We start from the raw sequence: 24,146 nt of genomic DNA on the forward strand, positions 1-24,146 counted from the left end.
TGCTCTGAAATTCAAATTCCTTCATGAATAAACTTTGAACTTGCATCGCTTAAAAAATATAATATATTGTTTTCCAAAAAATTTCATAATTAGTCTACCAAAATATCTACTCTGACATGTTTCTTTTGTGAATCAATCTAACGTTTGCTCATCCTCAACACCAAATTTATTTAGAAAATAAATCAATGTTTGTAACTCATTTGTTAAATCAACATTTTGAACCCTAACGGTACTAGGCACAGTAATTCTAAGTGGTGTAAAATTAAGTATACCTTTGATTCCTACAGCCACAAGTTCATCTGTAACTGCCTGTGCAACAGTTGAAGGAACTGTTAGAATTACAATTTCAATTTGTTGAACCGTCAACTGTTCCTTCATATCTGACATATCGTATACAGGAACGCTACTTTGGATGGTACCTGTAATATCTTGATTAATATCAAAAGCTGCACTTATACGAACATTATTACTTTGGTGAAAATTATAATTTAAAAGAGCGTGGCCTAAGTTTCCAACCCCTATTAAAGCTACATTTGTCAGTTGATCTTGATTTAAAGTCTTTTTAAAAAAGGCAAGTAAGTTCTCAACATCGTAGCCATAGCCTCTCTTACCAAGGGCACCAAAATATGAAAAGTCTCTTCTAATAGTCGCAGAATCAACTTTGACGGCATCAGCAAGTTCGGTTGAAGAAACTCTTTTCTTACCAGCATCTGCTAGAAAATGTAAATATCGATAATAGATTGGCAGTCTTTTGGCTGTCGCGTGAGGAATTTTTGATGTTACCATAATTGGCTCCTTTCGCTAATACATGATTCTATCTTTTAGCAGTATAACACATTCCTTGTGAAAACAATGACTTAAAGAACTTCACAAAAGAGAATGTTGTACACTACATTTTACCGTATTTATGCTACACTAAATTACATTCACATGCAATAGGCTCTATAGGTTACTTAACAAAATTCACAAAGTTTGTGAAAAAAACAATGCTATTCTTATTTAAGAGGTGATTTTATGATTTTACTTCAAGTCCAAAATGTGGCACGTCTTTTTGGAAGTGATGTTCTTTTTGAAAAAGCTAATATGGATGTTCAAGAAAATTCACGAATTGCACTAGTTGGCCGGAATGGTGTTGGTAAATCAACACTAATCAAAATGATTATGGGTATTCAAACACCAGATAATGGTCAGATAACTAAAAATAAAAATCTAACAATTGGTTATCTCGCCCAAGATAACGGTCTTAATTCTTCTAATAGTATTTATGATGAGATGCTTACCATTTTTGAAAATTTAAAGACCATGGAAGCTAATTTACACTCTCTTGAAAATGAAATTGCTAGTTTTCATAATTTTGATACTTCACAGCAAAAATATGAGACTTTATTAAATAATTATGACCAATTATTACATAATTTTAGAGAAGCCAATGGCTATGGCTACGAATCTGAAATTCGGGCTGTGCTTCATGGCTTCAAATTCTATCAACAAGACTACAATACTCTTATTAACACACTTTCTGGTGGTCAAAAAACTAGACTAGCTCTTGCTAAATTGCTACTAGAAAAAAATGATTTACTAATTCTTGATGAACCTACTAATCATCTGGATATACAAACATTAAGTTGGTTAGAAAATTACCTCCAATCTTATTCTGGTGCACTCTTGATAATTTCTCATGATCGTTATTTTCTTGATAAAGTCGCTAACGAAATCTACGAGTTAACACCAAATGGAACGGAACACTATCAAGGAAATTACTCATTTTATATTGAAGAAAAAAATATCCGATTTCAACATGAAGTAAAGCAATTCGAAAAACAACAAGAAAAAATTGAAAAGCTTGAAGATTTTGTTTCACGTAATATTGTACGAGCATCTACGACTAAAAGAGCACAAAGTAGAAGAAAACAGCTGGAGAAAATTAATCGTATTGCTCGTCCAATTGGTAAACAACAAGGTCCTCATTTTCATTTCAGTTCAAATCAACAAAGTGGCAATATTGTTTTGCGCGTAAGTGACGCCTTTATTGGATATAACACAAAAATATCTGGCCCCATTAACATTGATCTTAGAAAACAACAAATGATGGCGGTTGTCGGTAGTAATGGAGTTGGTAAATCAACATTGCTGAAAAGCATCCTTGGTAAGATTCCTCTACTTGATGGCAAATATTCATTTGGAGCAAACGTTAAGACTGGCTATTATGATCAAGAATTTAAAAATCTGCATCCGAATAAATCAGTTTTGAATGAACTTTGGGATGAGCATCCTACTACAGCCGAAAAAGATATTAGATCTATCTTAGGTAGTTTTCTCTTTTCTGGTGAAGATGTTAAAAAAACTGTACACAACCTTTCTGGTGGAGAAAAAGCTCGTTTATTACTAACTAAACTTGCCTTTAATCATGATAATTTTTTGATTTTTGATGAACCAACTAATCATTTAGATATAGATAGCAAAGAAGTACTTGAAACAGCACTACTAGAATTCGATGGAACTGTCTTATTCATCTCGCATGATCGCTACTTTATCAATAAAGTAGCAACTAGTGTTCTTGAAATATCTGAGCATGGTAGTCAACTTTATTTAGGTGATTATGACTATTATATTGACAAAAAAGAAGAGCAACTTTTACTTGCACAAGAAAATAATCAAAATGAACTCACCGTCGTCAAAATGGCAGAAAAAACGGACTATCAATTAAATAAAGATCAACAACGAAAAAAAAGAAAATTACAGCGTGAAATTGTGGAAATTGAAAATCAGCTTGAAAATCTTAGTACACAAGAAGAAGAAATTCAAAAACAAATGATAATTCCAGATATTTATACTAATTTAGAAAAAAGTACCGAATTACAGACATCTTTAAAAACTATCCAAGGTAAGATTTCTGTCTTAGAGGACTCTTGGGAGAAAAAAAGTATGGAGCTTGAATATCTAAACTAGTAACATATATAAAACAAGAGGCTCGGGAATAATAACTTCCCAGCCTCTTGTTTTTTCCATCTAATTTCATTTTTCTCTTCTGTATTCTTAAATCCACTCAAATTCTAAGCTAGGATCCGCATTTAATGATAAATCTGCACTCTCGCCATTTTTCCAAGCTACAAATCCAGCAGCACCAATCATCGCCGCATTATCTCCACATAAATTCAATGGAGCTTTTAGCAATTCAATTCCTGAATATTTACCTATCAATTCATCTAATCCGTCTCTTAATCCTTGATTAGCAGCAACACCACCAGCTAGAATCAACTGCTTAACAGAAAAGTCATTAAGTGCACGTTCTGTTTTGTAAACCAAAACATCCACTACACTTTGTTGAAAACTTGCAGCCAAGTCATTAACATTAAGTTTCTCATTAACTTGTTCGGCATGATGTACAGTATTGATAAAAGCACTTTTAAGGCCACTAAAACTAAAATCAAAGTTTTCTTCTTTCATCATTGCCCGTGGAAATGCAAATGTATCCGCGCCTTCATGTGCCATCTCATCAATATTTTTCCCAGCAGGATACTTTAGCCCTAATACTCGCCCTATCTTGTCATAAGCTTCTCCAGCAGCATCGTCTCGAGTTTCGCCAATAATTTGATAACTATTTTCTCTTGCCATGTAAACAAGTTCAGTATGCCCACCTGAAACTAATAAAGCAATTGCCGGAAACTTAATCTCACTTTTAAACCTTGCAGCATAGATATGTCCTGCCATGTGATTAACGGGAATTAAGGGTAAATTGTGTGCATATGCGACAACTTTAGCACTAGCGACTCCTACCAATAAAGCCCCCACCAAACCAGGACCATATGTTACTGCAACAGCACTAAGGTCATTGTATGTCACTTTAGCTTCTTCCATTGCATCAGCTAAACATAGCGTTACTTGTTCAATATGGTGTCGGCTTGCAACTTCTGGTACGACCCCCCCGAATCTTTTATGGCTCTTAACTTGTGTTGCAACAACATTCGACAAAATTTTATTGCCATCTTCAATAACTGCAACACTTGTCTCATCACAACTAGATTCAAATGCCAAAATTAATTCTCTTTTTTTCTCACCATTACCCATTCACTAATTCCTTCTCATTTTTTATTAATAATTTCATATTGACTGCATCTTCATGATTTGATTGATAATATGCTTTCTTTATACCAATATTCTTAAACCCAATTATACTATAAAGCTTTTGCGCCCTAATATTACTTAACCTTGTTTCTAAGGACAACGAACTATAATTATTGTACCTTGCACAAGTAATCATCGTTTCAATTAAAAACTTTCCCAATCCATGGTCTTGAAAATCTGGTTTCACTGCCACATTAGAAATATGTGCATCTCGCGTATTTTGATTGAAAGACGCTCCAATAAATGCAACAAGTTGATCATTTTGTCGCATAATTAAATAAAGTTTGCTTTTTTCATTACGTAACTCACTTTCAAAAATTTCTTCATCCCATGAATTATCTTCTAGATACACTAATTTTTGTAATTGAGTCATTTCAGCAACATCAGGTACCAACGCTCTGCATAGTAGAAATTCACGATTACTTATAATAATCCGTTTGTTGTCAAAAGCTAGTGAAGTATCTTCAAAATGATTAAAACAATAATCCAGTAATTTGTTAAATTTTTTCAACAAGCGACTCATCATTACTCTCCTGATTTTTTTCTAGCCATTGACTTTCAGCTTGTGTTAATCTCAGATATTTTGGAACAAAACTATGGATATCAACAGGTTCTTGAGCGAGTCCCATTATGCCCAAATAATATGCTTGTGGATAATCAAGCTCATTGGCAGAAAACTGAATTTCTTTATCTTTAAGGACAATTTTTATTCTTTCAGCAAATTTATGACTATCTACTCCTACAAAAAATAATCGCTTATAGTCAGACAACTTTTCAAGTAACTTTTCTAACGGAATATGTTGATCTACTATTACATTTTTAAGCTGATTATTTTCTCTGAGATACGCTCCTGCAAAAACATTATCCCGTCTTGCATCAAAAATCGGAATGATTACTGTATTAACTTCATTAATTGGTGCAGCCAAAACAGCAAGGCTAGAAACACCAACTAATTCTTTTGAAAGCGTATATGCAAAAGTCTTCGCTGTTGTAACTCCTATTCGTAAACCAGTATACGATCCTGGCCCTTTTGCAACAACAAAGCGATCAATCTCTGTAATACTCATGTTTACCTGTTTTAATAAATTGGCAATTTGAGGCATTAAAGTTACACTATGATTCTTAGACTGATTTGTAGTAATTGTTGCTACCAAGTTTTTATTTTTTAATATTGCAATACTCAAAGTTTCATTTGACGTATCTATCGCCAATATATTCATTTTATGTTTTCGCTCCGCTCCCATAACTAAATTCTATGGATAATATTAACACAAATTTACTATAAACAAACTAGTATTCCTATTTTTTAATTATTGTAATATTTTTTTAAGAATAAACACTAAAAAAACGATGAAGGTACTTTAGTCCACACTCTTCACCGTTTCCACTATTGTAATATTAACTTTCCTAATTTTAAGAAATTTAATTAAACCTACTCGATTCTTTTGGCAAGTAGCATTAGGGACTTATTTTTACTTGCTAAATACAAAAGAATTATCTGGACTGGAACCATTAATAATTCCTTGATAAATCTCATTGGAAAAATTGTTAGAAAATTTGCATGGTATAATATTGCAACCCAATACGTATTCATTAGCGCATCTACCAAAAAAATATTCACCAACACCGCTATTACTATTCGTGTAACCGTAATATCTTTTTGGTAAAATAAAACACCATATACAAACGCACCTGCAAATGCTGAAATTGTAAATCCTACAAAATATCCCCCAAGTCCCCCAAAAATCAGAGTACCTAAAATGTCAGCACATGCAGCGCCAATCCCCCCTAGAAGGGGACCAAACCAATAAGACATAAAAAAAACAATTACAAACGTGAAACTAATCCTAACAGACCAGATTCCAAACGACAAAAACTTTGCGACTACAATATTTAAGGCAACTAAAAGTGCCATTAATACAAGATTGCGAGTCGACAAACGCGAAACAAAACTACTATTCATATAAGACATCTCCTCTTTGGAGTTGCCACAAAAAATGCGGCGAATGCGAAAATAAAACCGCAGGTAAAAACCTTTCGTCTAAAAGACACATTCCGTCCTTTTAGCACTTAACGCTTTATTCTCTACCCCGAAATTTGTACTTTACGTACTTTAACAGTGTATCATATTAAAACATATGTTGTTAATTTTTTTATTTTCCCAACTAAATTGCTAACATTGTATAAAAATATTCTATAATAGTAATAGTAAAGTATTTGCTTATCATTACCACTATTAAATACAGGAGGAACAATATATGAATCCAAACGAGCAAACTATCAAAATTACATCACCCCAAGTCGATGAATATGAGGATATTGTCTATTCCCAAATAAAAGAAAGCTGGAATACTCGCGAATTAAAAATGTCGCTGTTGGTACCTAGAACAGATAACCTCAAACCAGCAATTTTGTACTTTCCTGGAGGTGGTTTTACTACATCTAATTACCACAAATTTATTCAACTACGTCTTGCGTTAGCAAAAGCTGGAATGGTAGTTGCTTCAGCTCAATATCGACACATTCCCGATAAGTTTCCATGTTTAATTGAGGATGCAAAAAAAGCACTTGTATATTTAAAAAACAACAGTGCTAATTACCATATTGATACCAACAAAATTGCAGTAATTGGAGATTCAGCAGGTGGCTACTTAGCCCAATTAATGGGAGTTACAAGTAATTCAACACATTTTCTTCCAACTGAAACAACTGCTGAAATCAGTAAAGTTGCTGCCGTTGTTTCACTATATGGTATTTCTGATTTATCAACAATTGGGGGTACTAAAAATCCTCCCGTTTTTCATAAGGGAACTTCTTCTCCTGAGGCTTTACTTATACATGGAATTGGTGCTCAAAATAGTTCTTTGACCATTAATGATTCCCCAGAAAAAGCAAAAAAAGCAAGTCCAACAAGTTATGTAACAAATAATCTACCTCCTTTTTTACTTTTACACGGAAGTGCCGACACCTTAGTCTCACCTGAACAATCTCAGCACATGTATGAAGCACTTTACAAAAAAAATGTAGATGCCTCATATATTACTGTAAATGGTGCGGGCCATGGCACAGCTGAATGGTATCAAGATTCAATTATCAATGAAATTAGAGACTGGTTATTGTTAAAGCTCTCATAGATTTAACAATCCAATCTTGGTTTCATTTAGAAATCTGACCAGCATCGACTAATTTTTAAAATCGTTTTTTTTGTGAAATTCATGTAATATCTTTTGGAATATTTTCTCTATTTTCACTTTTAGCCCTTAATTCATGCTACCATCATCTTATTAAGATTAATATTATACGAGACGAGGTTACATATTGTGGAAAAATTTTCTTTAGCTTCAATAAAGTCCTATTTCGATGAAAATAAGACTATTTTCAAAAACAACTGGCTCTTAGGTGGCATAATGTATGTACTCCTAGTAATTGTAGCTGGCATTTTGTTCTTATTCGATTACGAATTGTTGGCAGTTGGCGTTTCATCAATTTCTACTAGCATTACGTATTTATTATATGGGCAATCAACTTATTTGATATTTATAAGTCTTTTAGAAATACTTAGTAGTATTCTTTTGTTTTTCATTATATCGATTGCTGCTTTCTTTGTTCGGTCCACTATTCAATTCGCTATTCAAGATACTTTGAAAAATGAACTAGCAAAAGTTACTTTTTCAAGAGTTTTCACAAAATTCAAGCAATTGAATAAAAATCAAATACTCCGCTTATTCTTGTACCTATCTTTATTTATTTTTCTATGGTTACTGCCACTCATAGTGATTCATGTGTTCACAAGTAAATTAACAATTATTACCTATATATTGCAATTTTTAACTTTTGTAGTACTTCTCTGGAAAGGTATCACTTATTCTCAATCATTGTTTTTATATCGTGAAAATCAAGCCAGTTTTTTGGGTCAATCGCAACGCTTTGCATTAAAGGCAAGCAAACGTTTCATAAGGGACCTCAAGTTTAAATATCTTCTTTTATTAATAGGTCTAGTTATTCCATTGGCAATTTGGATTGGCATTTGGAGTACCGTTACTTACTTTGGCTTTTATATCTGGGAACCTATTATGATTTATGGTGGGCCTATTGTCGGTACTATTGGATGCTGTTTCTACCTTCCTTTCATGCAATTTACGTTCGCGCATTTTTATGAAAAAAATGTCACCCCTGATTTACTTGAAAAATCGTTTAGAGAATGCTTTAAGGATGTCAACAAACTAACCGGCGTAGCTTATAAGAATATTTAATTTTAAAAAACCATACTATTTCAATATTATGTTGAAATAGTATGGTTTTTTAAATATTGCTTTTAATTATTGCCTCATGTAATTAAGTTCTTATGGTTAACCGCTATAGTAGCTTTTGCAAGGTATTTTATCATGTTCCTAAGTGCTACTTCTAATGTCCACAAGGCTTTTCCAGTGATTTTTTAGAGCTGGACATTTATTTACCCTAAATCTCGAAATAAGAGCCTATCGTTTGTATTTAGTAAACCATTTTACTATAATGAACTTACTAAATTAAAAGGATAATATAATTATGACAAAAATATTAATTATTGGTGCAACTGGGATGACTGGCAAGTCATTAGTGGCCGAAGCACTTTCAAATGGTTTTTCAGTTGTTGCAAACGGACGTAATAAAGAAAAACTAAATGCATTAAAGAGTGAATTTTCTGGAATTGAAGTTTTTAACAAAGATGCCTTTGATTTAGTCAAGACAGACTTTGAAGGTATCGATGTTATTATTGATGCTTTTGCTACTTCACCAGATCAAGCATATTTGCAAATTGATTTAGCTGCACACCTAATTGCGTTATTACGTAATACCACAATTAGAATTGGTTTTATCTTAGGTGCTGGCAGTTTGTACACTGATGAATCAAAAACACAACTCACAAATGATTTAATTGCTTCAGATGAAAGCACTAAGCCTTGGCGTGCAACACCTGAAAATCAAGTATACGAATTAGAATTTTTACGTCATGTTAAGAATGTTAATTGGTTCGGTGTATCACCTGGGAGCAATTACATACCCGGTAAAAAAGCCGATAACATTTTAGTTGGCAATGATGTTTTACTAGTAAATGAGCAAAATGTATCAGTAACTACTGCAGATACAATGGCATTTAAAGTGATTGAAGAAATAAAAAATAATAATCATAATCAAACTCGATTTACCGTAGCTAATGGTTGAAATTCTTGCTAAAAGAACACTAATCTAACTCTAGGCTTGCAAAACATTACTATATTATTAATAGTATCAAAGAAAGAATAGCATAATAATAAATGAGTTGATTTATAAGACTCTGGTACAAAGTTGGAGTTTAATTAAACCTTATCAAATCTTATTGATAGTTAAAATTATTTAGAATCGGAAGTTAACTCACTTCTGTTTTTTTTTATTTGTAAATTTAACTTGCATTTGTTGTAACTTAATAAAAATTAGGTTCTAAAAAAGCTTTGTAATAGAAGTTTTTTTGGTAAAATTTAGACGTCGACAACATTAAAAAACAATTGATATGTAGTAGTTAGTTAATTAATTAATCTTTTTGAAAGGAATTTATTATGTCAAAAAGCAGATTAGAAGCTTTTAGTGATGGCGTTTTTGCTATTATAATAACTATCATGGTCTTGGAATTAAAAACCCCAGAAACAGCCTCATGGAATGAACTAATTAAATCATCTTTTTATGAAACTATCTTCTCATATATTTTAAGTTATCTATTTGTTGCCAGTTTCTGGATTAGCCATCATATGATCATTTCACCAATTAAAAAAGTTGATCGAACGCTTTTATGGACTAATATTGCTCTATTATTACCCATAAGTTTACTTCCTCTGGTAACGAATTGGCAGGGCGAAAATATCGACTCTGTTGCTCCAAGTGTGTGCTATTTAGCAATCTATACTTTATCTGTTTTGGGGCTATATACATTGGGACGTGTCGCACTTAAGAGAGTTCCAGATGATAAAAAGCAAGAATGTTACACAGAAAATAAGCCTCGTTTTTGGGTGGTTCTGTTTGGTTTAATTGCTCTTTTAATAACTTTTTTCATTCCCTTTGTTGCTACACTTTCTGTGCTAGGAATATTAATCTTTTGGTTAATAAATTCTAGTAAATAATTCATTTAGTTCTGGTGCATCGTTAAAAAAACATCGCCCAACATCTCTAATATAGATATTGGGCGATGTTTTAATGTATTTTTCAAGAGCTGTTTCGTAAATTATAGACCCTAAATAGTTTTTAGCTTAGCTACTTCACTCTTTATGTTGATTACCCAATAATTATGAAGCATTAGCACTAGAAATCTAATTTTCTTAATTAAACGGCCACCATGGAAATCGTTTTGTAATCCTTTTTTCTGCATGAGCATCATAAGAAACATACTGATTACCAGCTTGTTCACGCATCACTATGGGAATCTGCCTGCGAGAAACAAGACGAATATTCGAAACATAGGATCCTTTATGAGCAATCAATGCCCAGCGATGCTTAGCATTATATTGTCCCGTATAAAATTTTAACCAACTTCCACTACCAAAAGGATCGTCAGAAACGAACGCATCAACTCGTTTACTGTTACTATTAACGATAGTCACTTTTCCTTTCTTTTCTGGTACCTTATTAGGAAGAACTGCATAGCCATACTCAATTCTCAAAAAAGGATTAGCACGATCAATCCATTCATTTTGCGTAGCACGCCCGTATCCCAATACACTTAACCATAAAAAGATAAGAACAAAAATTGCTAAAACAACTAGCAAAAATCGTTTATATTTGCTTTTGTCCCGTACATCTTGACTAATTTTGTTAACCATTGGATTTCCAGCTCCTTTAAGTAAAATATCTAGAGGAATTCCTAAAAATTCACTTAAATTTACTAATGTATCTAAATTAGGATAACTTAGATTGTTTTCCCAGCGTGATAGTGTTTGACGAGTAACATGTAATTGATCCGCCACTTGTTGTTGAGTTAAGTGAAGCTCTTTTCTTTTTTTTCGTAATACATTAGCAAATTGCAATTTAATAGTCCTCCTTAATTTTTAAGTTAGCATAAAAATCGTGAATGTAACGCAATTAACATGTTACATTGGCGTTTTTTCCATATTAAACAGCCAAAAAATTTGAATTTAACTTGTTTTGATTTTACTAAACCTAAAACAGGTTAGCTGTGGTGAAACATTATTTTAAAGATCGTCATTTTAAAAAAATATTATATTGATAGACAATGATGATTACACAGGCAAGATTGGGGGAGAGATAAGACACATATCAGAAAAAGCAAAAATCGTTCATGTTAACTTCTATTACCCCATTGCTAGTTATCATGGTTTTCAATTGCTATGAACAGTTTTAAAACACTAGCTGAGATTGAATGGGCATCCCAATTAGATAAAAAGCAACTTTTTGTGCATCATCAAGTAACTACTTCAATTAATTATTTCATTTGATAACTTTTCAGCTTTTCAATTAGTTGATGTTGCTTCAATTATTAAAGGAACATGATTAATTTTTTTATCCATCAAAATTTTATACCAGTTATTTAAAATTTATCTTGTAATCTGTTATTTTCAGTGTTTGAATAATAATTGATGATATTTTTTATTTACGAGAAGGAGTTTGTGTTTTGATTAGATTACAAGCCATTATTAGAGGTGCTATTGTTGGTATTATTGTTGGAATTGTTGTAAGTTCTTTTCGTTTTTCCATTGAAAAAATGTTATTCTTTTTCAAAAAAATTTATAATTTTGCAGGCGAAGGCTTTTTCAATTTTCTTTTAATTACATTTTTATTAGTTTTATTGTCTGTCATTATTGGCTTTTTCATAAAAAAACAACCTCACATCATGGGATCAGGTATTCCTGAAGTTGAATTACAGCTGACAAATCAACTTTCAATCAGTCCATATTCAGTTTTATACGGTAAATTTATAGCAGGGATTTTAGCAATCGGTACTGGTGGATTCCTTGGTCGTGAGGGCCCATCAGTTCAACTAGGAGCTGCAGTTGGTCAAATATTCGCAGAAAAACTATCCCTTAATAAAAACGATTGGCGCCTTTTAGTTGCATCTGGAGCTGCTGCTGGCTTATCTTCAGCATTTGGTGCTCCACTAGCTGGAACACTATTTATTTTAGAGGAAGTGTCACATAGTTTTTCAACACTTCTATGGTTACAATCACTTAGTGCTGCTTTAATGTCTGATCTAATCACTAGTTATTTTTTTGGCTTAAAACCTGTTCTTAGCATCCATTATACAGCAACCTTTCCTTTACGTTATTATTGGATATTATTGCTACTCGGAGTAATACTTGGATTACTTGGACGTTTTTATCAAGTTGCAACGCTAAAAACCTATTTATTATATCGTTATCTTCAAAAAATACCTCGAAAATGGCAAACCATTATCATGTTTGTGGGGATTTTACCTATAGGTATCTATTTGCCTAACTTGTTAGGCGGAGGTAGTATTTTGATTGATTCCCTAGCTGTTCACGCTCCTTCTCTTGCTATTATTTTTGGAATCTTTGTTATTCGTTTTGGATTTTCTTGGCTTTCTTTTGGTTCAGGTGCTCCCGGGGGAATATTCTTGCCCATTCTTACTCTAGGTGCAATCATTGGAGTTTTTATTGGGAAATTGGGAGTTGATTTACATCTTTTGCCTCCTGTTTATCTACCAAATATTATTATTTTTTCATTAGCAGGTTACTTTGCCTGTATAAGTAAGGCGCCTTTTACTGCAATTATTCTAGTCACAGAAATGGTTGGTTCGTTGTCACATCTAATGCCCTTAGCTCTAGTTGCATTAATTGCTTACATAGTTGTAGATTTTCTTGGCGGCGAACCAATCTATGAATCACTCTCAAGCAGAATGATAACTTTTAAAAAACTCTCACAACATCCCAAGAAACTAACTCGTGTGGATTTCAAAGTTCCTGTTCTAAGTTCAATTGTTGGACAGGAAATTCGTGCAATTCCTTGGCCAAAAAATGTTATTTTAACAAGAATTCAACGTAATGGAGATGAACTTCTTGGACGCGGTGATTTAATTATTGAAAGTAATGATCTCTTAATCTTCTGGACTGTTGATGAGAATACTGAGGTTATTCGAAAGCAACTCAAATCAATTGTTCTTTAATTGCTTTGACTATCTTTCTTTATAAATCATTTACAAAATAAGGAGTTAGATCAATTTAACTTTTGATCTAGCTCCTATATTTATGTATTTCGAATATATGTTTTTAATCATTTAATTAATAATTGCATCCAGTACTGCCAGTCCAATGTTTGCAAATAGTAATACTACAAGCGTTACCAAATGAAATAGTTTATGTTGCATCAAAATCGCAATGTATTCTCTAATAAATGCATTTGGTATAAAAAATTTACTCGTTTTTGCACCAATTCCATCAATGTTTAATCCGACATATCTAGCATAACCAGCCGCTCTAAAAGTATGATAGTCACTGGTTGAAAAAATACCTGAATCTAATGGAAGACCCTTAGCCTCAATTATTTTTTTTGAAAACAACATATTCTGATATGTATTTTTTGAATTTATTTCCGCTATCAGTTCCAAGTCTTGCATACCGTGCTCTATTGCATACTCTTTCATAGCTATTCCCTCAGGAACTTTTTCATCACTACCTTGTCCACCCGAAAATATTATTATTGGTTTGATACTACTTTTTTTGAGTTGCTGCTCACAAAATTCTTTTGCTTTCATAATTCTCGAGGCTAATAATGGTGAGACTCTTTTACCATCAAGTAGTCCAGCACCTAAAACAATTATATATTTTTTGTCTAATTTTGGTGGTAGAAGCCTTGTTATTAAAAAAGAGGTAATAAAGCTAAGAAGCCAAAAAATACAATACATTACAACCAGTAATGCTGAACTAATAATTGTTTCCGCAATTGGACCAGGTAAAATTGCTCGAATCCCTCTAAAAATCAGGGGACTAATAATAACTAGTATTCCTAAAAAAAGAGTAAGCATATTCCCTAATGTATGACTTTCTTTGCGCCAAACAATTATAGCATTCCAAAGTAGTAAAAAACCTAGCGACAAATATGTTATTAATACCGGAATCAAAATAATTATAGCTAGAATTAAAATGCCATACTCTAGCCAGACTACCTGACTATACATGACAGTTAAAACAACGGTAATACCTGAAATAATTAGGAACATATTACCTAGAATTCCATTTAATAAGCGAAATTTATTTTTTTTAAGGCTTATCACTAGTACTCCACCCATAATAGCTAGTGCGAGCCATGAAGTAATAACCATTAATGTTCCCATATTAAATTGCATTTTTTATCCTCCCAAAATATTGATACACTAATCTTAACAGATATTCACATTCTTGACATTTTCATATTGTACTAACAACCTACTTATTGTCTAGTAATTGCTTTACTAACTGTTTATAATAAAATAAATTAATAAAATGGAGATTTTGCTTATGAAAACAATCCTTATACTACATACGGGCGGGACAATCGCAATGTCAAAAAATATTGATGGTGGTGTTGCACCTAATAATATAAATCCCTTAGATATGTTTGAAAATCCCTTTGTTGATAAATTAAACTTAATCACGGAGGATATCTTTAATCTACCTTCTCCACACATCGGACCAGAAGAAATGCTTTTAATCCAAAAACGTATATTAAAAGCCATCTCAGAAAATATTGATGGTGTTGTTATAACACATGGAACTGATACTTTAGAAGAAACAGCTTATTTTCTTGATTTAACCATCCAAAATGATTTTCCTGTGGTAGTCACAGGTGCAATGCGTTCAGCTAATGAAATTGGCTCTGATGGTCTTCATAATTTTCAAACAGCAATCCAAACAGCTGCTAGTGATTCTGCAAAAAATAAGGGCGTTCTTGTAGTTATGAATGATGAAATTCACACCGCTCGTTACGTTACAAAAACTCATACTACAAATGTTGCAACCTTTCGCACCCCCACTTTTGGTCCAATTGGCCTCGTAACAAAAGATCGAATTTTATTTTATGAGCAATTATTGCTAACCAACTACCATCCTATTAAAAATCTTGTGAGCCATGTGTACTTAGTAAAAGCTTATGCAGGAATGGATCCAGAAATATTAGAATTCATGGATAATGACCAAACAAATGGGATTGTAATTGAAGCACTAGGAGCAGGAAACCTTCCACCTCGGATCTTACCAATTCTTAAAAAATTACTTAATCGTCAAATTCCTGTAGTTTTAGTTTCTCGTTGTTTTAACGGAATAGCACAAGAAGTTTACTCATATGACGGTGGCGGTATTCAACTAAGCCATATGGGTGTAATTTTTTGCCATGGGCTGAATGGTCAAAAGGCTAGGATTAAGTTACTTGTCGGATTGAGTGATGGCCTTTCAGGAAATTCGTTAAAAGATTTTTTAAGTGACGCTGTTTCATAGAGATTTTCACTTTAATATATTATTAAAATTTAACCTATTCCATCAAAAAAGCCTAAACATTGAAGTGACTTAGGCTTTTTTTGAATAAAAAAATAATTCAATTAGTTAAAATTATCTGCTTTTCCATGTACAACTTGCGTAGCAACTTTCTTCATTTTCTGCACTTATTTTATGATATGTTACTAATTTATTTTCAGAAATACTTGTCTCACTATCAACCGTTTCACCATAATGTATTTCTTTTTTATACTTTATATTCATCTCCGTCAAATCATGGGTTAGTAAAAAATCTTCAGTTAATCCATCAATCATCCAGTCAAAGTAATGAACATTATTAACGTGTTGATTTGAATCAATATCCATAAAACGAACACGATATGTCTTTTCAGAAACATATTGTGCATTACTTTCAGTCAATGGGTTGGCTAAACGTTCAATTTTATTAGTGTACTCTCCACCATATGGTTCAACCAGTTCTGGAAGTAATCTTGCAATCTTTCTTTTCTTATGGTCCATTAGAACAAACACACTATGCATTCTAGTAATTATCGTTCCATTACCATCTTCAATCCAAAAATCACGATAACAAAAATAACGATTATATGACTTCGCTTTGGTATAAACTCTAATATTTTCTCCAAAGATAGGCAATCTTTCAACAGTTAGAATATGTTGAGTAATTACCCAACCGTAACCTTTATCATTTATTTTTTCTTCTGTAAGCCCTAAATAAATGCTTTGATTTTGTGATGCTAACATTAAAATATTGATTAACATACCTATTGTCGTCTGTTTTGTGCGATCTGTTTCGTAGAACAAGACCTTGTGAGATTCACCAAAAATATTATCCTTCAAAAAATCGCCATCTTTCTTTTAAGATTCAATATGGTGGTATATGTTATATACAATCTGCTTCTTTAACTTATTTTTTTTTGCTACATCTTTTATTGCATCATTCGTACGATAATTCTGTTCCTCAATTAATAGTTTTACTTGACTTTCTATTGAAGATTCACTTATTTGCTCACTTTTTTCCTCTAGTACTATTGAATTTCCTTCAACTATAATGCAGAATTCCCCACGTACTTGTTCATTTCTTGCCCAAGTAATTGCTTCATCGATTGATCCTCTGATAAATTCTTCAAATTTCTTCGTGAGTTCTCTACATAGTACAACTTTTCTTTCTTTCCCCAAAAAAAGCGACAGTGACTCTAACGTTTTTTTTAGCCTATGTGGTGCTTCATAAAAAATTAAAGTTTCTTTCTTTTTTGCAAGAACCTGTAGTTGCAATTCTTTTTCTTTTTTTCGCCTGGAAATAAACCCTACAAATAAAAATGGTTGTGGAGATAATCCTGATGCAATAAGTGCACTTAACCCTGCATTTGCTCCTGGTAGAGGGATAACAGCAATACCTGCATTAATACAAGCAACTACCAGTTCATGCCCTGGATCACTAATTGAAGGGGTCCCCGCATCACTCACTTGTGCAATATTTATTCCATTTGTTAGCTTATCTATCAATTGAGGTATTCTCTCTTGAGTATTATGTTCGTGGAAACTAATTTGTGAAGTCTTTATCTCGAAATGGTTCAATAATTTCTGCGTATTACGTGTGTCCTCAGCAGCAATTAAATCTACTTCTTTCAAGACATCAACAGCTCGATAAGTCATATCACCTAAATTGCCAATCGGTGTGGGAACCAAATAAAGAGCCCCAATTCCACTTTCTTGATGGTAGCTACTCATTTTTGATAGTGTCATTGCCTTCTCTCCCCATAAATAACATCTTGACAAAAAACACACGGTTCATCATTGATTCTTCTAGTTCCATACATATTATCAACATTGCACACATGGAACCCTTCCTCATACAACATTTCCAAATTTTTTCTTGATTTGGATAAGCCACCTTGTTCGTCAAAGTGCTTTTGTTCTTCTAATTCCTTTAGATGGGTTCTTAAATGTTGATTTTCAATCTCTAATTCTGCATTTTTCTCAATGACTTTTGTCATCTCTGCTTTTATGAGTTCAATTTCTTCAATCATTTTTTTTGCTTTTGCACCTAAATCGGAGAATCCATCATATAATTCTCGCTTATTCAAAAAAACCACCTTCACCTATGCGTAATAGCACTGTCTTAAATTAATTGTCAATGCCTCTAAAACGTTTTGAAATGAAACATTAATTGCCAAAGTCTTTCTTGTATTTAATACTAATTCAACAGCTTTTGTAATTTTCTTTTCATTCAACTTTCTTATCAGTTCAGCAAATTCTGGTTGTATTTTGACAAATATATTTTTCTGTACATTGTAATATATTGAAATTGAATTTTTTACAAGTAAAGCTATCAAATCCAACAAAACTATCTCGTCTTCTTTATTAGCAATCAACGGTAATAAAGCTGTTTGAATTTCCACGAAACTTCGTAAATCTCCTTGCAAAACATGTAAATACCATATACAAGTATTTTGCAGAATTTTATCAAAATTATCGTTTTCCGCAAGCAACTTTGCTTCCTCTGTACTTTCTGTTAGACTACTCAAAATTAGTGCCTTTTCAGTGGAAAATCCTAATTTTTCCAGTGTACCTATCGTATATTTACTAGAATTTTTAGCCAATTCAAAAACCTGACATCTTGAAATAATTGTTGGTAATATTTTTGCTAACGTATCAGTTAATAAAAATGCAACAACATTTCCACTTGGTTCTTCTAAAAATTTCAACAAACTATTAGCAGCACTTGCTGTCATTTTATCTGCATTTTCAATAATAAAAACCTTTTGGCTACTCTCTATACCACTCTTGCTAAATTCTGACTTTAAAAAGCGAATTTGTTCGACTTTTATTGATAATCCTTCAGGAACTGTATGGACAATATCCGGATGATTGCCAGTAGCTATTCTTCGACATTCTGAACAATTTAAACATGGTTTACCATCAATTCTATTTTGACAAAAAATTCCTTGGGCAATCCATCTAGCCAATTCAAATTTTCCAATTCCCTTTGGCCCAGCCAATAGATATGCATGTGCCAAGTGCTTTTGCTTTATTAATGTACCAAAGTAATCAGTAAGTTTTTGCTGCTGCTCACAAATATCAAATTTTTCTTCCATGAATAGTACTCCTAAAATTGTTGGAACGAATCTATTGGTAACACAAAAACTGTTGCTCCCCCAACTTGAACTTCTACTGGATAAGCTGCAGATGAATCCATTGAAGCATCTAAATTAATAGGCGGCGTCATAAACTGCTTGCGCGTTCTTGATGTCTCTTTGATTAATTCCAAAACATCATCAATTCGTTCTTCTTCAATACCGATCATAAAAGTTGTATTACCTGATTTTAGAAAACCGCCAGTTGTTGACAATTTTGTTGCACGAATATTTGATTCAATAAACAAATTACTTAGCCGATTACTATCTTTGTCTTGAACAATTGCAATAATCATTTTCATTTTATTTTCCTCCATCTTTGAATCCTTAATTAAAAAAGTCTGGTAATTTAGTTTTTAATTGCTCAATTGTTTGGTCAATAACTTTTTTTAATGTTTGTGTCGCATCAATTAAAATAATTCGTGTAGGATTTTCTTTTGCTAGTTCTAAATATGCTTCATGCACCTTGTTATGGAAAGCCAAAGATTCTTGATCTAATCTGTTTATTTCATTTTGCCTGTGCTCATTTATTCTAGTTAAACCAACTTCTGGTAACAAATCAAAGTAAAACGTAACATCAGGTATTAACCCCTCAGTAGCAAATTGGTTCATTTGTAAGATTTCTTGTTCCCCTAATCCTCTGCCAGCCCCCTGATAAACAACTGAACTATCTACAAAGCGATCACATAAAACTAGTTTTCCTTTGGAAAGAGCAGGGAAAACACTTTCAACTAGGTGTTGTCTTCTAGCAGCAGCATATAATAGTGCCTCTGTTCTAGCATCCATTTCAGTCAATCTGGTGTCTAATATTATATTACGAATTGCCTCTGATATCCGATTCCCCCCAGGTTCTCTAGTCAAAATATATTCTTGATTACCCCTTTGTTGCAATTCACTGGATATTGCCTTTAATACGCTCGTCTTCCCGGATCCTTCAGGTCCCTCAAAAGTTACAAATTTTCCTCTCACACAATTGACCTCACTAACTTACTGATAGTTCTATTTTACTTTACTATATCTTAGCTGTCTAACAATCTCTTCTAAAAAATTAATGTTCAATTATCGAAGACTGCACACGTCCTCTAACCTTTCTTCTTCGTGCTTCCGCATACAAAAAAGCATATTTTGCCCCTTCTAATTTTGTTTGGGCAATTAATTCACTATCTTCTTCTCTAACACTTCTTTGAGTTTGTTTTGCGTGTTCCCATTGTGCAGCTGCTAAATCAATTGCATCGAGAAGCAATGCATCATACTTATTTCTTAATTTTTGCTTTTTTTTGCCGAACATCCTTGATCACTCCTCACCACTGTATCCCTATATTTCTTGGCGCCCCTCTATTGCCTTGAAAAGAGTCATTTCATCAGCATATTCAATATCACTACCCACTGCCAATCCATGCGCCAATCTTGTCACTTTTATTTTAGCTGGCTTAATTAAGCGTGAAATATACATAGCAGTAGCTTCACCTTCAGGAGTGGCATTAGTTGCAATAATCACTTCTGTTAATTCACTATTTTTTTGGAGTCTTTTAACCAAGCTCGTAATGTTAATATCTTCTGGGCCTTTTCCTTCCATTGGTGATAAAACACCATGCAAAACATGATATAACCCGTGATATTCACGCATTCTTTCTAGTGACATTACATCCTTTGGTTGCTCTACAACGATGACCTTAGTCCGATCACGTTGTTTATCTGCACAAATAATACAAGGATCATTTTCTGTTATATTTCCACATATACTACAGTAATGTAAATTCTTTTTTGCATCCACTAATGAATGCGAAAAATTTATAACATCTTCTTCTTGCATATCAATTGTAAAAAAGGCTAATCTTGTAGCAGTTTTTTCACCAATTCCTGGTAATTTTAAATAACTATCAATTAGTCTTGCAATTGGTTCTGGATATTGCATAACAATATTCTCCTTTGACTAATTATTATTTTAAAATCCCGGAATATTTTGAGTATACTTACCCATCGTCTGTTGTGTTTGCTTATCAATTTTATTAATTGCATCATTAACTGCCATTACTACTAAATCTTGTAACATATCAATATCTTCAGGATCAACAGCTTCTTTTTTAATTTGAATATCTTTCATTTCTTTTTTTCCATCAAAAGTTACTACTACTAAATCATTTGCTGATTTACCTATGAATTCTTGCTTTTCAAGTTCTTCTTGGTCCTTTTTCATATTTTTTTGCATTTTTTGCATTTGTTTCATCATACCTTGCATATTTCCCATTCCACGCATCATAGTTAATTTCTCCTTAATCTTCCTTTATTTTTACTATCTCATTAAAATCCTGTCCAAACAGTCCCTTTGCAGCCTCAATTTGAGGATCACTATCATTTAATTTCTTATTATTTTCATCTGTTGTATGAACTTTTTTTTCAACAAGTTCTTTGTGTTCATTGAGGTAATTTTTCCGAATCTCTGGCCACTTTTCCTTTGGCATGAATAATATCTTATAATCTTTTCCAACTAGTCTTTCTAATCCTTCAGTTAGTTGCTTCTTTAATCCTTCATTTTCTTCTGCTTTTTCAAACAAAAAATCATAATCAAAGCTTACAATAACACCCTTGGCACTTGCTGCCACAGGATTACTTACATTCATAATAGCACGTTGTGTAATTGACAACATATTCATAAGATCAGGCCAAATTTCCTTCAATTCTGTCAGTGTATCTCGAGTAGCATCTGCGAGAATTGGATATACTTTCTTTAGATCAACTGTTACACTAGTTCTTTTTGAAACTTTAGCAGGTTTGCTGCCTTCGCCACGAGAAGTTTTTTTATTATTATCTTTTTGTAAATCAATAACAATTTTTTTTAGCTCATTAACTTGTTTTTTTAAATCTGTAACCTTTTCTTCAAAATCAGTATAACTCTCGTCTGATACTAACTCTCCTTTTTTCGTTATTTGTGACAATTTGACTGTCAAAACCTCAATGTAAACATCTGAATGTGCTGAAAACCTCATATTTTCTTGTTGTTCATTCAATATATCAATTGCCTGATATATTGACTCTACTGTGATATTATTTGCTAAATCTTTAAATTTTGCGTCTACATCCATCAAATCATCTTGCTCAATTATAGTTGGAGACGCCTTATATAATAATAAATCTCTACAAAAATCGATTATTTCCTCTACAAAACGGTTTGGATTCTTTCCTTCATTAAGGATTTGCTGTAATACTTGCAAGGCTTGGCCTGTATCTCCTTTAAAAATGTTTTCTAAATAAAAATTAATTTTTTCCCTCGTTACAGTGCCAGTCACTAACAAAGCATTATCCAAGGTTACGGTGCCATTTCCAAAAGAAAGAACCTGATCTAATATGCTTAAAGCATCTCGCATTCCACCAGCTGATGTCTTTGCTATTATTTTCAATGCTGATTTCTCATATACAATTTTTTTTTCATCTAAAATAAATTGCATTCTTTCAATAATATCAGCATTACTAATTCTTTTGAAATCAAATCTCTGTGTTCTTGATATTATTGTTGCAGGTATCTTATGTGGTTCAGTTGTTGCTAAAATGAACACAACATTGCTTGGAGGTTCTTCAAGAGTTTTTAATAGTGCATTAAAAGCCCCTGCAGACAGCATATGTACCTCATCAATAATATATATCTTATATTCAGATTGCGTTGGCGCATACTTGACCTTGTCTCTAATATCTCGAATCTCGTCAACTCCATTATTAGACGCAGCATCGATTTCGATAACATCATTTAACCGACCTTCCGTAATTGCTAAACAAGTCTCACATTCATTACAAGGCTCCCCATTATTAGCATTAGGACAGTTTATTGCTTTTGCAAAAATTTTAGCCGCAGATGTTTTCCCTGTCCCTCTAGGACCCGTAAAGAGGTAGGCATGACTTGTCTGCTTAGTTATAATTGCATTTTGTAAAGTTTGCGTTATCATCTTTTGACCAACTAAATCAATGAATCTTTGCGGCCTCCAAACTCGATATAGGGCCTGATATCCCATATTAACACTCCTATCCATTGCAATTTAAAAAAAACTCCCGACCAAAAGGCAGTCAGGAGGTGAATGTCATATTAACTTGAGACACATGCCGAACCGAGCTTAGTGCTGCTTCCTTCCGGACCTGACACGGTTCACAAGGACAACATTGTCCCAAGGCCTTGCGGCATATACTATGATACATGAAAAAAGAAAAAAATGCTAGTGTTTCTACTTTCATTTTTTTCTTTTTAACCTGATATTTTTGAAAAAGGTCTTAAGTAATTGTGCACACTCTTCTTCTAATATTCCATTTTCAACAGTTGCTTGATGATTAAACCGGCTATCGCCCAGTAAATTTATTAATGAATCTACTGCCCCAGCTTTAGGGTCTTTAGCACCATAATAAACTTCTTTAATTCTTGAATTTAAGATTGCCCCACTGCACATTGGACACGGTTCAAGTGTTACAAACAACTGGGCTTCTGGCAATCGCCAACTCTTGCGATTTGCATTTGCTTCTTGTATAGCTAAAATTTCAGCGTGCATTGTTGCATCTTGTGCATGTTCTCTCAGATTATGACCACGCCCAATAATTTCGCCATTCAGCACAACTATACATCCGATTGGCACCTCACCAATCTGAGCAGCTTTTTTTGCTTCATAAAGAGCCTCATTCATAAAATATTTTTTTTGCAAATCATTTAAAACCATAGTTTACCTCCAATTTTAAATAATCTTTATACTTTCTAAAATAAAATATCCCTTATCTCGGGCGAGAACTTGACAATTTCCAAAGACTGACTCCATCGTTTTTTTTGCTGATGGTGCACCTTGTTTTTTCTGAATCACAATAATTAATCTACCGCCAATTTTAATATGATTAACTGCCTCAATCAAAATTTGAGAAACAACTTTTTTCCCAGCACGAATTGGTGGGTTTGACAAAATCAAATCATAATCTGTATATTTAACATTAGTGTACACATCAGATTCCCAAATATTAACATTTGAAATATTATTTAATTCTGCATTTTTTTTTGCTAAGTTAAGAGCAAGCTCATTAACATCAACCATATCAACAGTCAACTTTGTATTTTGCTTAGCAACTCCCAATCCAATCGGTCCATATCCGCATCCTAAATCCAAGATATGTCCTGTTTTGATTTCTTCAATTTTTGCATTATCAATCAATGCACGAGACCCATAATCAACAGTTGTCTTCGAAAAAACTCCATTATCTGTTACAAAATTAATTTTGTTACCTAATATTTGAAAATCCCATTTTTTTTCTTCGTGCTTAACTTCCGGATTCTTAGAATAATAATAATTTTCCATTTGTGCCCTACCTTTTTTAAATTACACCTCTATTACTAAAATCTATCGCATATCTACCACATTACCCAAACACCATATAATTCTACCATTTTTACTGGTTT

Annotated in this window: 26 protein-coding genes, 1 other RNA gene and 1 riboswitch; of the genes, 7 read left to right on the top strand and 20 right to left on the bottom strand. The window is 32.9% G+C overall.

Features of this window, described 5'->3' with window-relative positions; translation table 11 throughout:
- Positions 1-132 precede the first annotated feature (132 nt).
- Positions 133-786 (bottom strand): redox-sensing transcriptional repressor Rex, encoded by a 654-nt coding sequence (locus FC80_RS07640; RefSeq protein WP_057829546.1) that lies wholly within the window; start codon positions 784-786, stop codon positions 133-135.
- Between the two features lie 228 nt (positions 787-1,014).
- Between FC80_RS07640 and FC80_RS07645 the strand changes: the two genes are divergently transcribed.
- On the top strand, positions 1,015-2,949 hold the full coding sequence (locus FC80_RS07645) for an ABC-F family ATP-binding cassette domain-containing protein (protein WP_057829547.1): 1,935 nt from the start codon (positions 1,015-1,017) through the stop codon (positions 2,947-2,949).
- A gap of 87 nt (positions 2,950-3,036) precedes the next feature.
- Here the strand turns inward: FC80_RS07645 and tsaD are convergent, their stop codons facing one another.
- From tsaD to FC80_RS07665, 4 genes are all read right to left on the bottom strand, one after another.
- A complete protein-coding gene (gene tsaD / locus FC80_RS07650) occupies positions 3,037-4,068 on the bottom strand; it encodes a tRNA (adenosine(37)-N6)-threonylcarbamoyltransferase complex transferase subunit TsaD (RefSeq protein WP_057829548.1) in 1,032 nt (343 codons plus the stop codon).
- Complete coding sequence (gene rimI, locus FC80_RS07655; protein ID WP_057829549.1) at positions 4,061-4,648, bottom strand: ribosomal protein S18-alanine N-acetyltransferase; 588 nt, start codon at positions 4,646-4,648, stop codon at positions 4,061-4,063. Before rimI ends, tsaD begins: the two co-directional genes overlap by 8 nt.
- A complete protein-coding gene (tsaB, locus tag FC80_RS07660) occupies positions 4,623-5,345 on the bottom strand; it encodes a tRNA (adenosine(37)-N6)-threonylcarbamoyltransferase complex dimerization subunit type 1 TsaB (protein WP_057829550.1) in 723 nt (240 codons plus the stop codon). The genes rimI and tsaB overlap by 26 nt, the downstream gene beginning before the upstream one ends.
- A gap of 212 nt (positions 5,346-5,557) precedes the next feature.
- Complete coding sequence (locus tag FC80_RS07665) at positions 5,558-6,088, bottom strand: folate family ECF transporter S component (protein ID WP_057829551.1); 531 nt, start codon at positions 6,086-6,088, stop codon at positions 5,558-5,560.
- Positions 6,089-6,123: 35 nt separating this feature from the next.
- A riboswitch (THF riboswitch) is annotated at positions 6,124-6,220 on the bottom strand.
- 163 nt (positions 6,221-6,383) lie between these two features.
- Between FC80_RS07665 and FC80_RS07670 the strand changes: the two genes are divergently transcribed.
- The 4 genes from FC80_RS07670 (at position 6,384) to FC80_RS07685 (ending at position 10,256) form a co-directional block, all read left to right on the top strand.
- Complete coding sequence (locus FC80_RS07670) at positions 6,384-7,259, top strand: alpha/beta hydrolase (RefSeq protein ID WP_057829552.1); 876 nt, start codon at positions 6,384-6,386, stop codon at positions 7,257-7,259.
- A gap of 186 nt (positions 7,260-7,445) precedes the next feature.
- A complete protein-coding gene (locus FC80_RS07675; protein WP_235807256.1) occupies positions 7,446-8,378 on the top strand; it encodes a hypothetical protein in 933 nt (310 codons plus the stop codon).
- A 292-nt stretch (positions 8,379-8,670) separates the two neighbouring features.
- Positions 8,671-9,327 carry an NAD(P)-dependent oxidoreductase gene (locus FC80_RS07680; RefSeq protein WP_057829554.1) on the top strand — a complete coding sequence of 219 codons (657 nt, stop codon included), beginning with the start codon at positions 8,671-8,673 and terminating at the stop codon, positions 9,325-9,327.
- 371 nt (positions 9,328-9,698) lie between these two features.
- Positions 9,699-10,256, top strand: a complete 558-nt coding sequence (locus tag FC80_RS07685) for a TMEM175 family protein (RefSeq protein WP_057829555.1) — start codon at positions 9,699-9,701, stop codon at positions 10,254-10,256.
- Between the two features lie 195 nt (positions 10,257-10,451).
- Here FC80_RS07685 and FC80_RS07690 read toward each other — a convergent pair whose 3' ends face one another.
- Positions 10,452-11,156, bottom strand: coding sequence for a helix-turn-helix domain-containing protein (locus tag FC80_RS07690; protein ID WP_057829556.1), 705 nt, complete (start codon positions 11,154-11,156; stop codon positions 10,452-10,454).
- Between the two features lie 605 nt (positions 11,157-11,761).
- On the opposite strand from FC80_RS07690, the gene FC80_RS07695 reads away from it, so the two are divergent.
- The gene (locus FC80_RS07695; protein WP_057829557.1) at positions 11,762-13,270 is read left to right on the top strand and encodes a ClC family H(+)/Cl(-) exchange transporter; all 1,509 of its coding nucleotides are present in this window, start codon (positions 11,762-11,764) and stop codon (positions 13,268-13,270) included.
- 111 nt (positions 13,271-13,381) lie between these two features.
- On the opposite strand, the gene FC80_RS07700 is transcribed toward FC80_RS07695, so the two are convergent.
- On the bottom strand, positions 13,382-14,449 hold the full coding sequence (locus tag FC80_RS07700; protein WP_083486950.1) for a YdcF family protein: 1,068 nt from the start codon (positions 14,447-14,449) through the stop codon (positions 13,382-13,384).
- Positions 14,450-14,600: 151 nt separating this feature from the next.
- Between FC80_RS07700 and FC80_RS07705 the strand changes: the two genes are divergently transcribed.
- Entirely contained in the window at positions 14,601-15,575 is a 975-nt protein-coding gene (locus tag FC80_RS07705; RefSeq protein WP_057829558.1) for an asparaginase, read from the top strand.
- Positions 15,576-15,686: 111 nt separating this feature from the next.
- On the opposite strand, the gene FC80_RS07710 is transcribed toward FC80_RS07705, so the two are convergent.
- From FC80_RS07710 to FC80_RS07765, 13 genes are all read right to left on the bottom strand, one after another.
- Positions 15,687-16,430 carry an acyl-[acyl-carrier-protein] thioesterase gene (locus FC80_RS07710; RefSeq protein ID WP_057829559.1) on the bottom strand — a complete coding sequence of 248 codons (744 nt, stop codon included), beginning with the start codon at positions 16,428-16,430 and terminating at the stop codon, positions 15,687-15,689.
- A gap of 18 nt (positions 16,431-16,448) precedes the next feature.
- Positions 16,449-17,336, bottom strand: coding sequence for a 16S rRNA (cytidine(1402)-2'-O)-methyltransferase (gene rsmI, locus FC80_RS07715; protein WP_057829560.1), 888 nt, complete (start codon positions 17,334-17,336; stop codon positions 16,449-16,451).
- The gene (locus FC80_RS07720; RefSeq protein WP_057829561.1) at positions 17,333-17,677 is read right to left on the bottom strand and encodes a DNA replication initiation control protein YabA; all 345 of its coding nucleotides are present in this window, start codon (positions 17,675-17,677) and stop codon (positions 17,333-17,335) included. The genes rsmI and FC80_RS07720 overlap by 4 nt, the downstream gene beginning before the upstream one ends.
- A 15-nt stretch (positions 17,678-17,692) precedes the next feature.
- Positions 17,693-18,688 carry a DNA polymerase III subunit delta' gene (gene holB, locus FC80_RS07725; protein ID WP_057829562.1) on the bottom strand — a complete coding sequence of 332 codons (996 nt, stop codon included), beginning with the start codon at positions 18,686-18,688 and terminating at the stop codon, positions 17,693-17,695.
- A gap of 11 nt (positions 18,689-18,699) precedes the next feature.
- Positions 18,700-19,029 carry a cyclic-di-AMP receptor gene (locus FC80_RS07730; protein WP_057829563.1) on the bottom strand — a complete coding sequence of 110 codons (330 nt, stop codon included), beginning with the start codon at positions 19,027-19,029 and terminating at the stop codon, positions 18,700-18,702.
- 25 nt (positions 19,030-19,054) lie between these two features.
- Positions 19,055-19,696: a dTMP kinase gene (tmk, locus tag FC80_RS07735; protein WP_057829564.1), complete on the bottom strand. Its 642-nt coding sequence runs from the start codon at positions 19,694-19,696 to the stop codon at positions 19,055-19,057.
- A gap of 79 nt (positions 19,697-19,775) precedes the next feature.
- Positions 19,776-20,015, bottom strand: a complete 240-nt coding sequence (locus FC80_RS07740; RefSeq protein ID WP_057829565.1) for a YaaL family protein — start codon at positions 20,013-20,015, stop codon at positions 19,776-19,778.
- A 27-nt stretch (positions 20,016-20,042) separates the two neighbouring features.
- On the bottom strand, positions 20,043-20,642 hold the full coding sequence (gene recR / locus FC80_RS07745; protein WP_057829566.1) for a recombination mediator RecR: 600 nt from the start codon (positions 20,640-20,642) through the stop codon (positions 20,043-20,045).
- 30 nt (positions 20,643-20,672) lie between these two features.
- Positions 20,673-20,987 carry a YbaB/EbfC family nucleoid-associated protein gene (locus FC80_RS07750; RefSeq protein WP_057829567.1) on the bottom strand — a complete coding sequence of 105 codons (315 nt, stop codon included), beginning with the start codon at positions 20,985-20,987 and terminating at the stop codon, positions 20,673-20,675.
- Positions 20,988-21,000: 13 nt separating this feature from the next.
- On the bottom strand, positions 21,001-22,731 hold the full coding sequence (dnaX, locus tag FC80_RS07755) for a DNA polymerase III subunit gamma/tau (RefSeq protein ID WP_057829568.1): 1,731 nt from the start codon (positions 22,729-22,731) through the stop codon (positions 21,001-21,003).
- Positions 22,732-22,801: 70 nt separating this feature from the next.
- Positions 22,802-22,888, bottom strand: an RNA gene (gene ffs, locus FC80_RS09425) — signal recognition particle sRNA small type.
- 56 nt (positions 22,889-22,944) lie between these two features.
- A complete protein-coding gene (gene tadA / locus FC80_RS07760) occupies positions 22,945-23,421 on the bottom strand; it encodes a tRNA adenosine(34) deaminase TadA (protein WP_057829569.1) in 477 nt (158 codons plus the stop codon).
- Between the two features lie 15 nt (positions 23,422-23,436).
- The gene (locus tag FC80_RS07765; protein WP_057829570.1) at positions 23,437-24,045 is read right to left on the bottom strand and encodes a class I SAM-dependent methyltransferase; all 609 of its coding nucleotides are present in this window, start codon (positions 24,043-24,045) and stop codon (positions 23,437-23,439) included.
- Between the last annotated feature and the right edge of the window lie 101 nt (positions 24,046-24,146).

The organism is Liquorilactobacillus cacaonum DSM 21116, assembly GCF_001436735.1.
In the GTDB taxonomy this organism is placed as follows: domain Bacteria; phylum Bacillota; class Bacilli; order Lactobacillales; family Lactobacillaceae; genus Liquorilactobacillus; species Liquorilactobacillus cacaonum.

What these genes read in the sequence shown, in the direction of transcription:
- rimI (WP_057829549.1), bottom strand. Translation starts at nt 4,648, where the DNA reads ATGAGTCGCTTGTTGAAAAAATTTAACAAATTACTGGATTATTGTTTT.
- FC80_RS07680 (WP_057829554.1), top strand. Translation starts at nt 8,671, where the DNA reads ATGACAAAAATATTAATTATTGGTGCAACTGGGATGACTGGCAAGTCA.
- FC80_RS07700 (WP_083486950.1), bottom strand. Translation starts at nt 14,449, where the DNA reads ATGCAATTTAATATGGGAACATTAATGGTTATTACTTCATGGCTCGCA.
- FC80_RS07645 (WP_057829547.1), top strand. Translation starts at nt 1,015, where the DNA reads ATGATTTTACTTCAAGTCCAAAATGTGGCACGTCTTTTTGGAAGTGAT.
- tsaB (WP_057829550.1), bottom strand. Translation starts at nt 5,345, where the DNA reads ATGAATATATTGGCGATAGATACGTCAAATGAAACTTTGAGTATTGCA.
- FC80_RS07740 (WP_057829565.1), bottom strand. Translation starts at nt 20,015, where the DNA reads ATGTTCGGCAAAAAAAAGCAAAAATTAAGAAATAAGTATGATGCATTG.
- FC80_RS07685 (WP_057829555.1), top strand. Translation starts at nt 9,699, where the DNA reads ATGTCAAAAAGCAGATTAGAAGCTTTTAGTGATGGCGTTTTTGCTATT.
- recR (WP_057829566.1), bottom strand. Translation starts at nt 20,642, where the DNA reads ATGCAATATCCAGAACCAATTGCAAGACTAATTGATAGTTATTTAAAA.
- tsaD (WP_057829548.1), bottom strand. Translation starts at nt 4,068, where the DNA reads ATGGGTAATGGTGAGAAAAAAAGAGAATTAATTTTGGCATTTGAATCT.
- FC80_RS07665 (WP_057829551.1), bottom strand. Translation starts at nt 6,088, where the DNA reads ATGAATAGTAGTTTTGTTTCGCGTTTGTCGACTCGCAATCTTGTATTA.
- holB (WP_057829562.1), bottom strand. Translation starts at nt 18,688, where the DNA reads ATGGAAGAAAAATTTGATATTTGTGAGCAGCAGCAAAAACTTACTGAT.
- tadA (WP_057829569.1), bottom strand. Translation starts at nt 23,421, where the DNA reads ATGGTTTTAAATGATTTGCAAAAAAAATATTTTATGAATGAGGCTCTT.
- FC80_RS07730 (WP_057829563.1), bottom strand. Translation starts at nt 19,029, where the DNA reads ATGAAAATGATTATTGCAATTGTTCAAGACAAAGATAGTAATCGGCTA.
- dnaX (WP_057829568.1), bottom strand. Translation starts at nt 22,731, where the DNA reads ATGGGATATCAGGCCCTATATCGAGTTTGGAGGCCGCAAAGATTCATT.
- FC80_RS07670 (WP_057829552.1), top strand. Translation starts at nt 6,384, where the DNA reads ATGAATCCAAACGAGCAAACTATCAAAATTACATCACCCCAAGTCGAT.
- FC80_RS07765 (WP_057829570.1), bottom strand. Translation starts at nt 24,045, where the DNA reads ATGGAAAATTATTATTATTCTAAGAATCCGGAAGTTAAGCACGAAGAA.
- FC80_RS07640 (WP_057829546.1), bottom strand. Translation starts at nt 786, where the DNA reads ATGGTAACATCAAAAATTCCTCACGCGACAGCCAAAAGACTGCCAATC.
- rsmI (WP_057829560.1), bottom strand. Translation starts at nt 17,336, where the DNA reads ATGACACTATCAAAAATGAGTAGCTACCATCAAGAAAGTGGAATTGGG.
- FC80_RS07750 (WP_057829567.1), bottom strand. Translation starts at nt 20,987, where the DNA reads ATGATGCGTGGAATGGGAAATATGCAAGGTATGATGAAACAAATGCAA.
- FC80_RS07705 (WP_057829558.1), top strand. Translation starts at nt 14,601, where the DNA reads ATGAAAACAATCCTTATACTACATACGGGCGGGACAATCGCAATGTCA.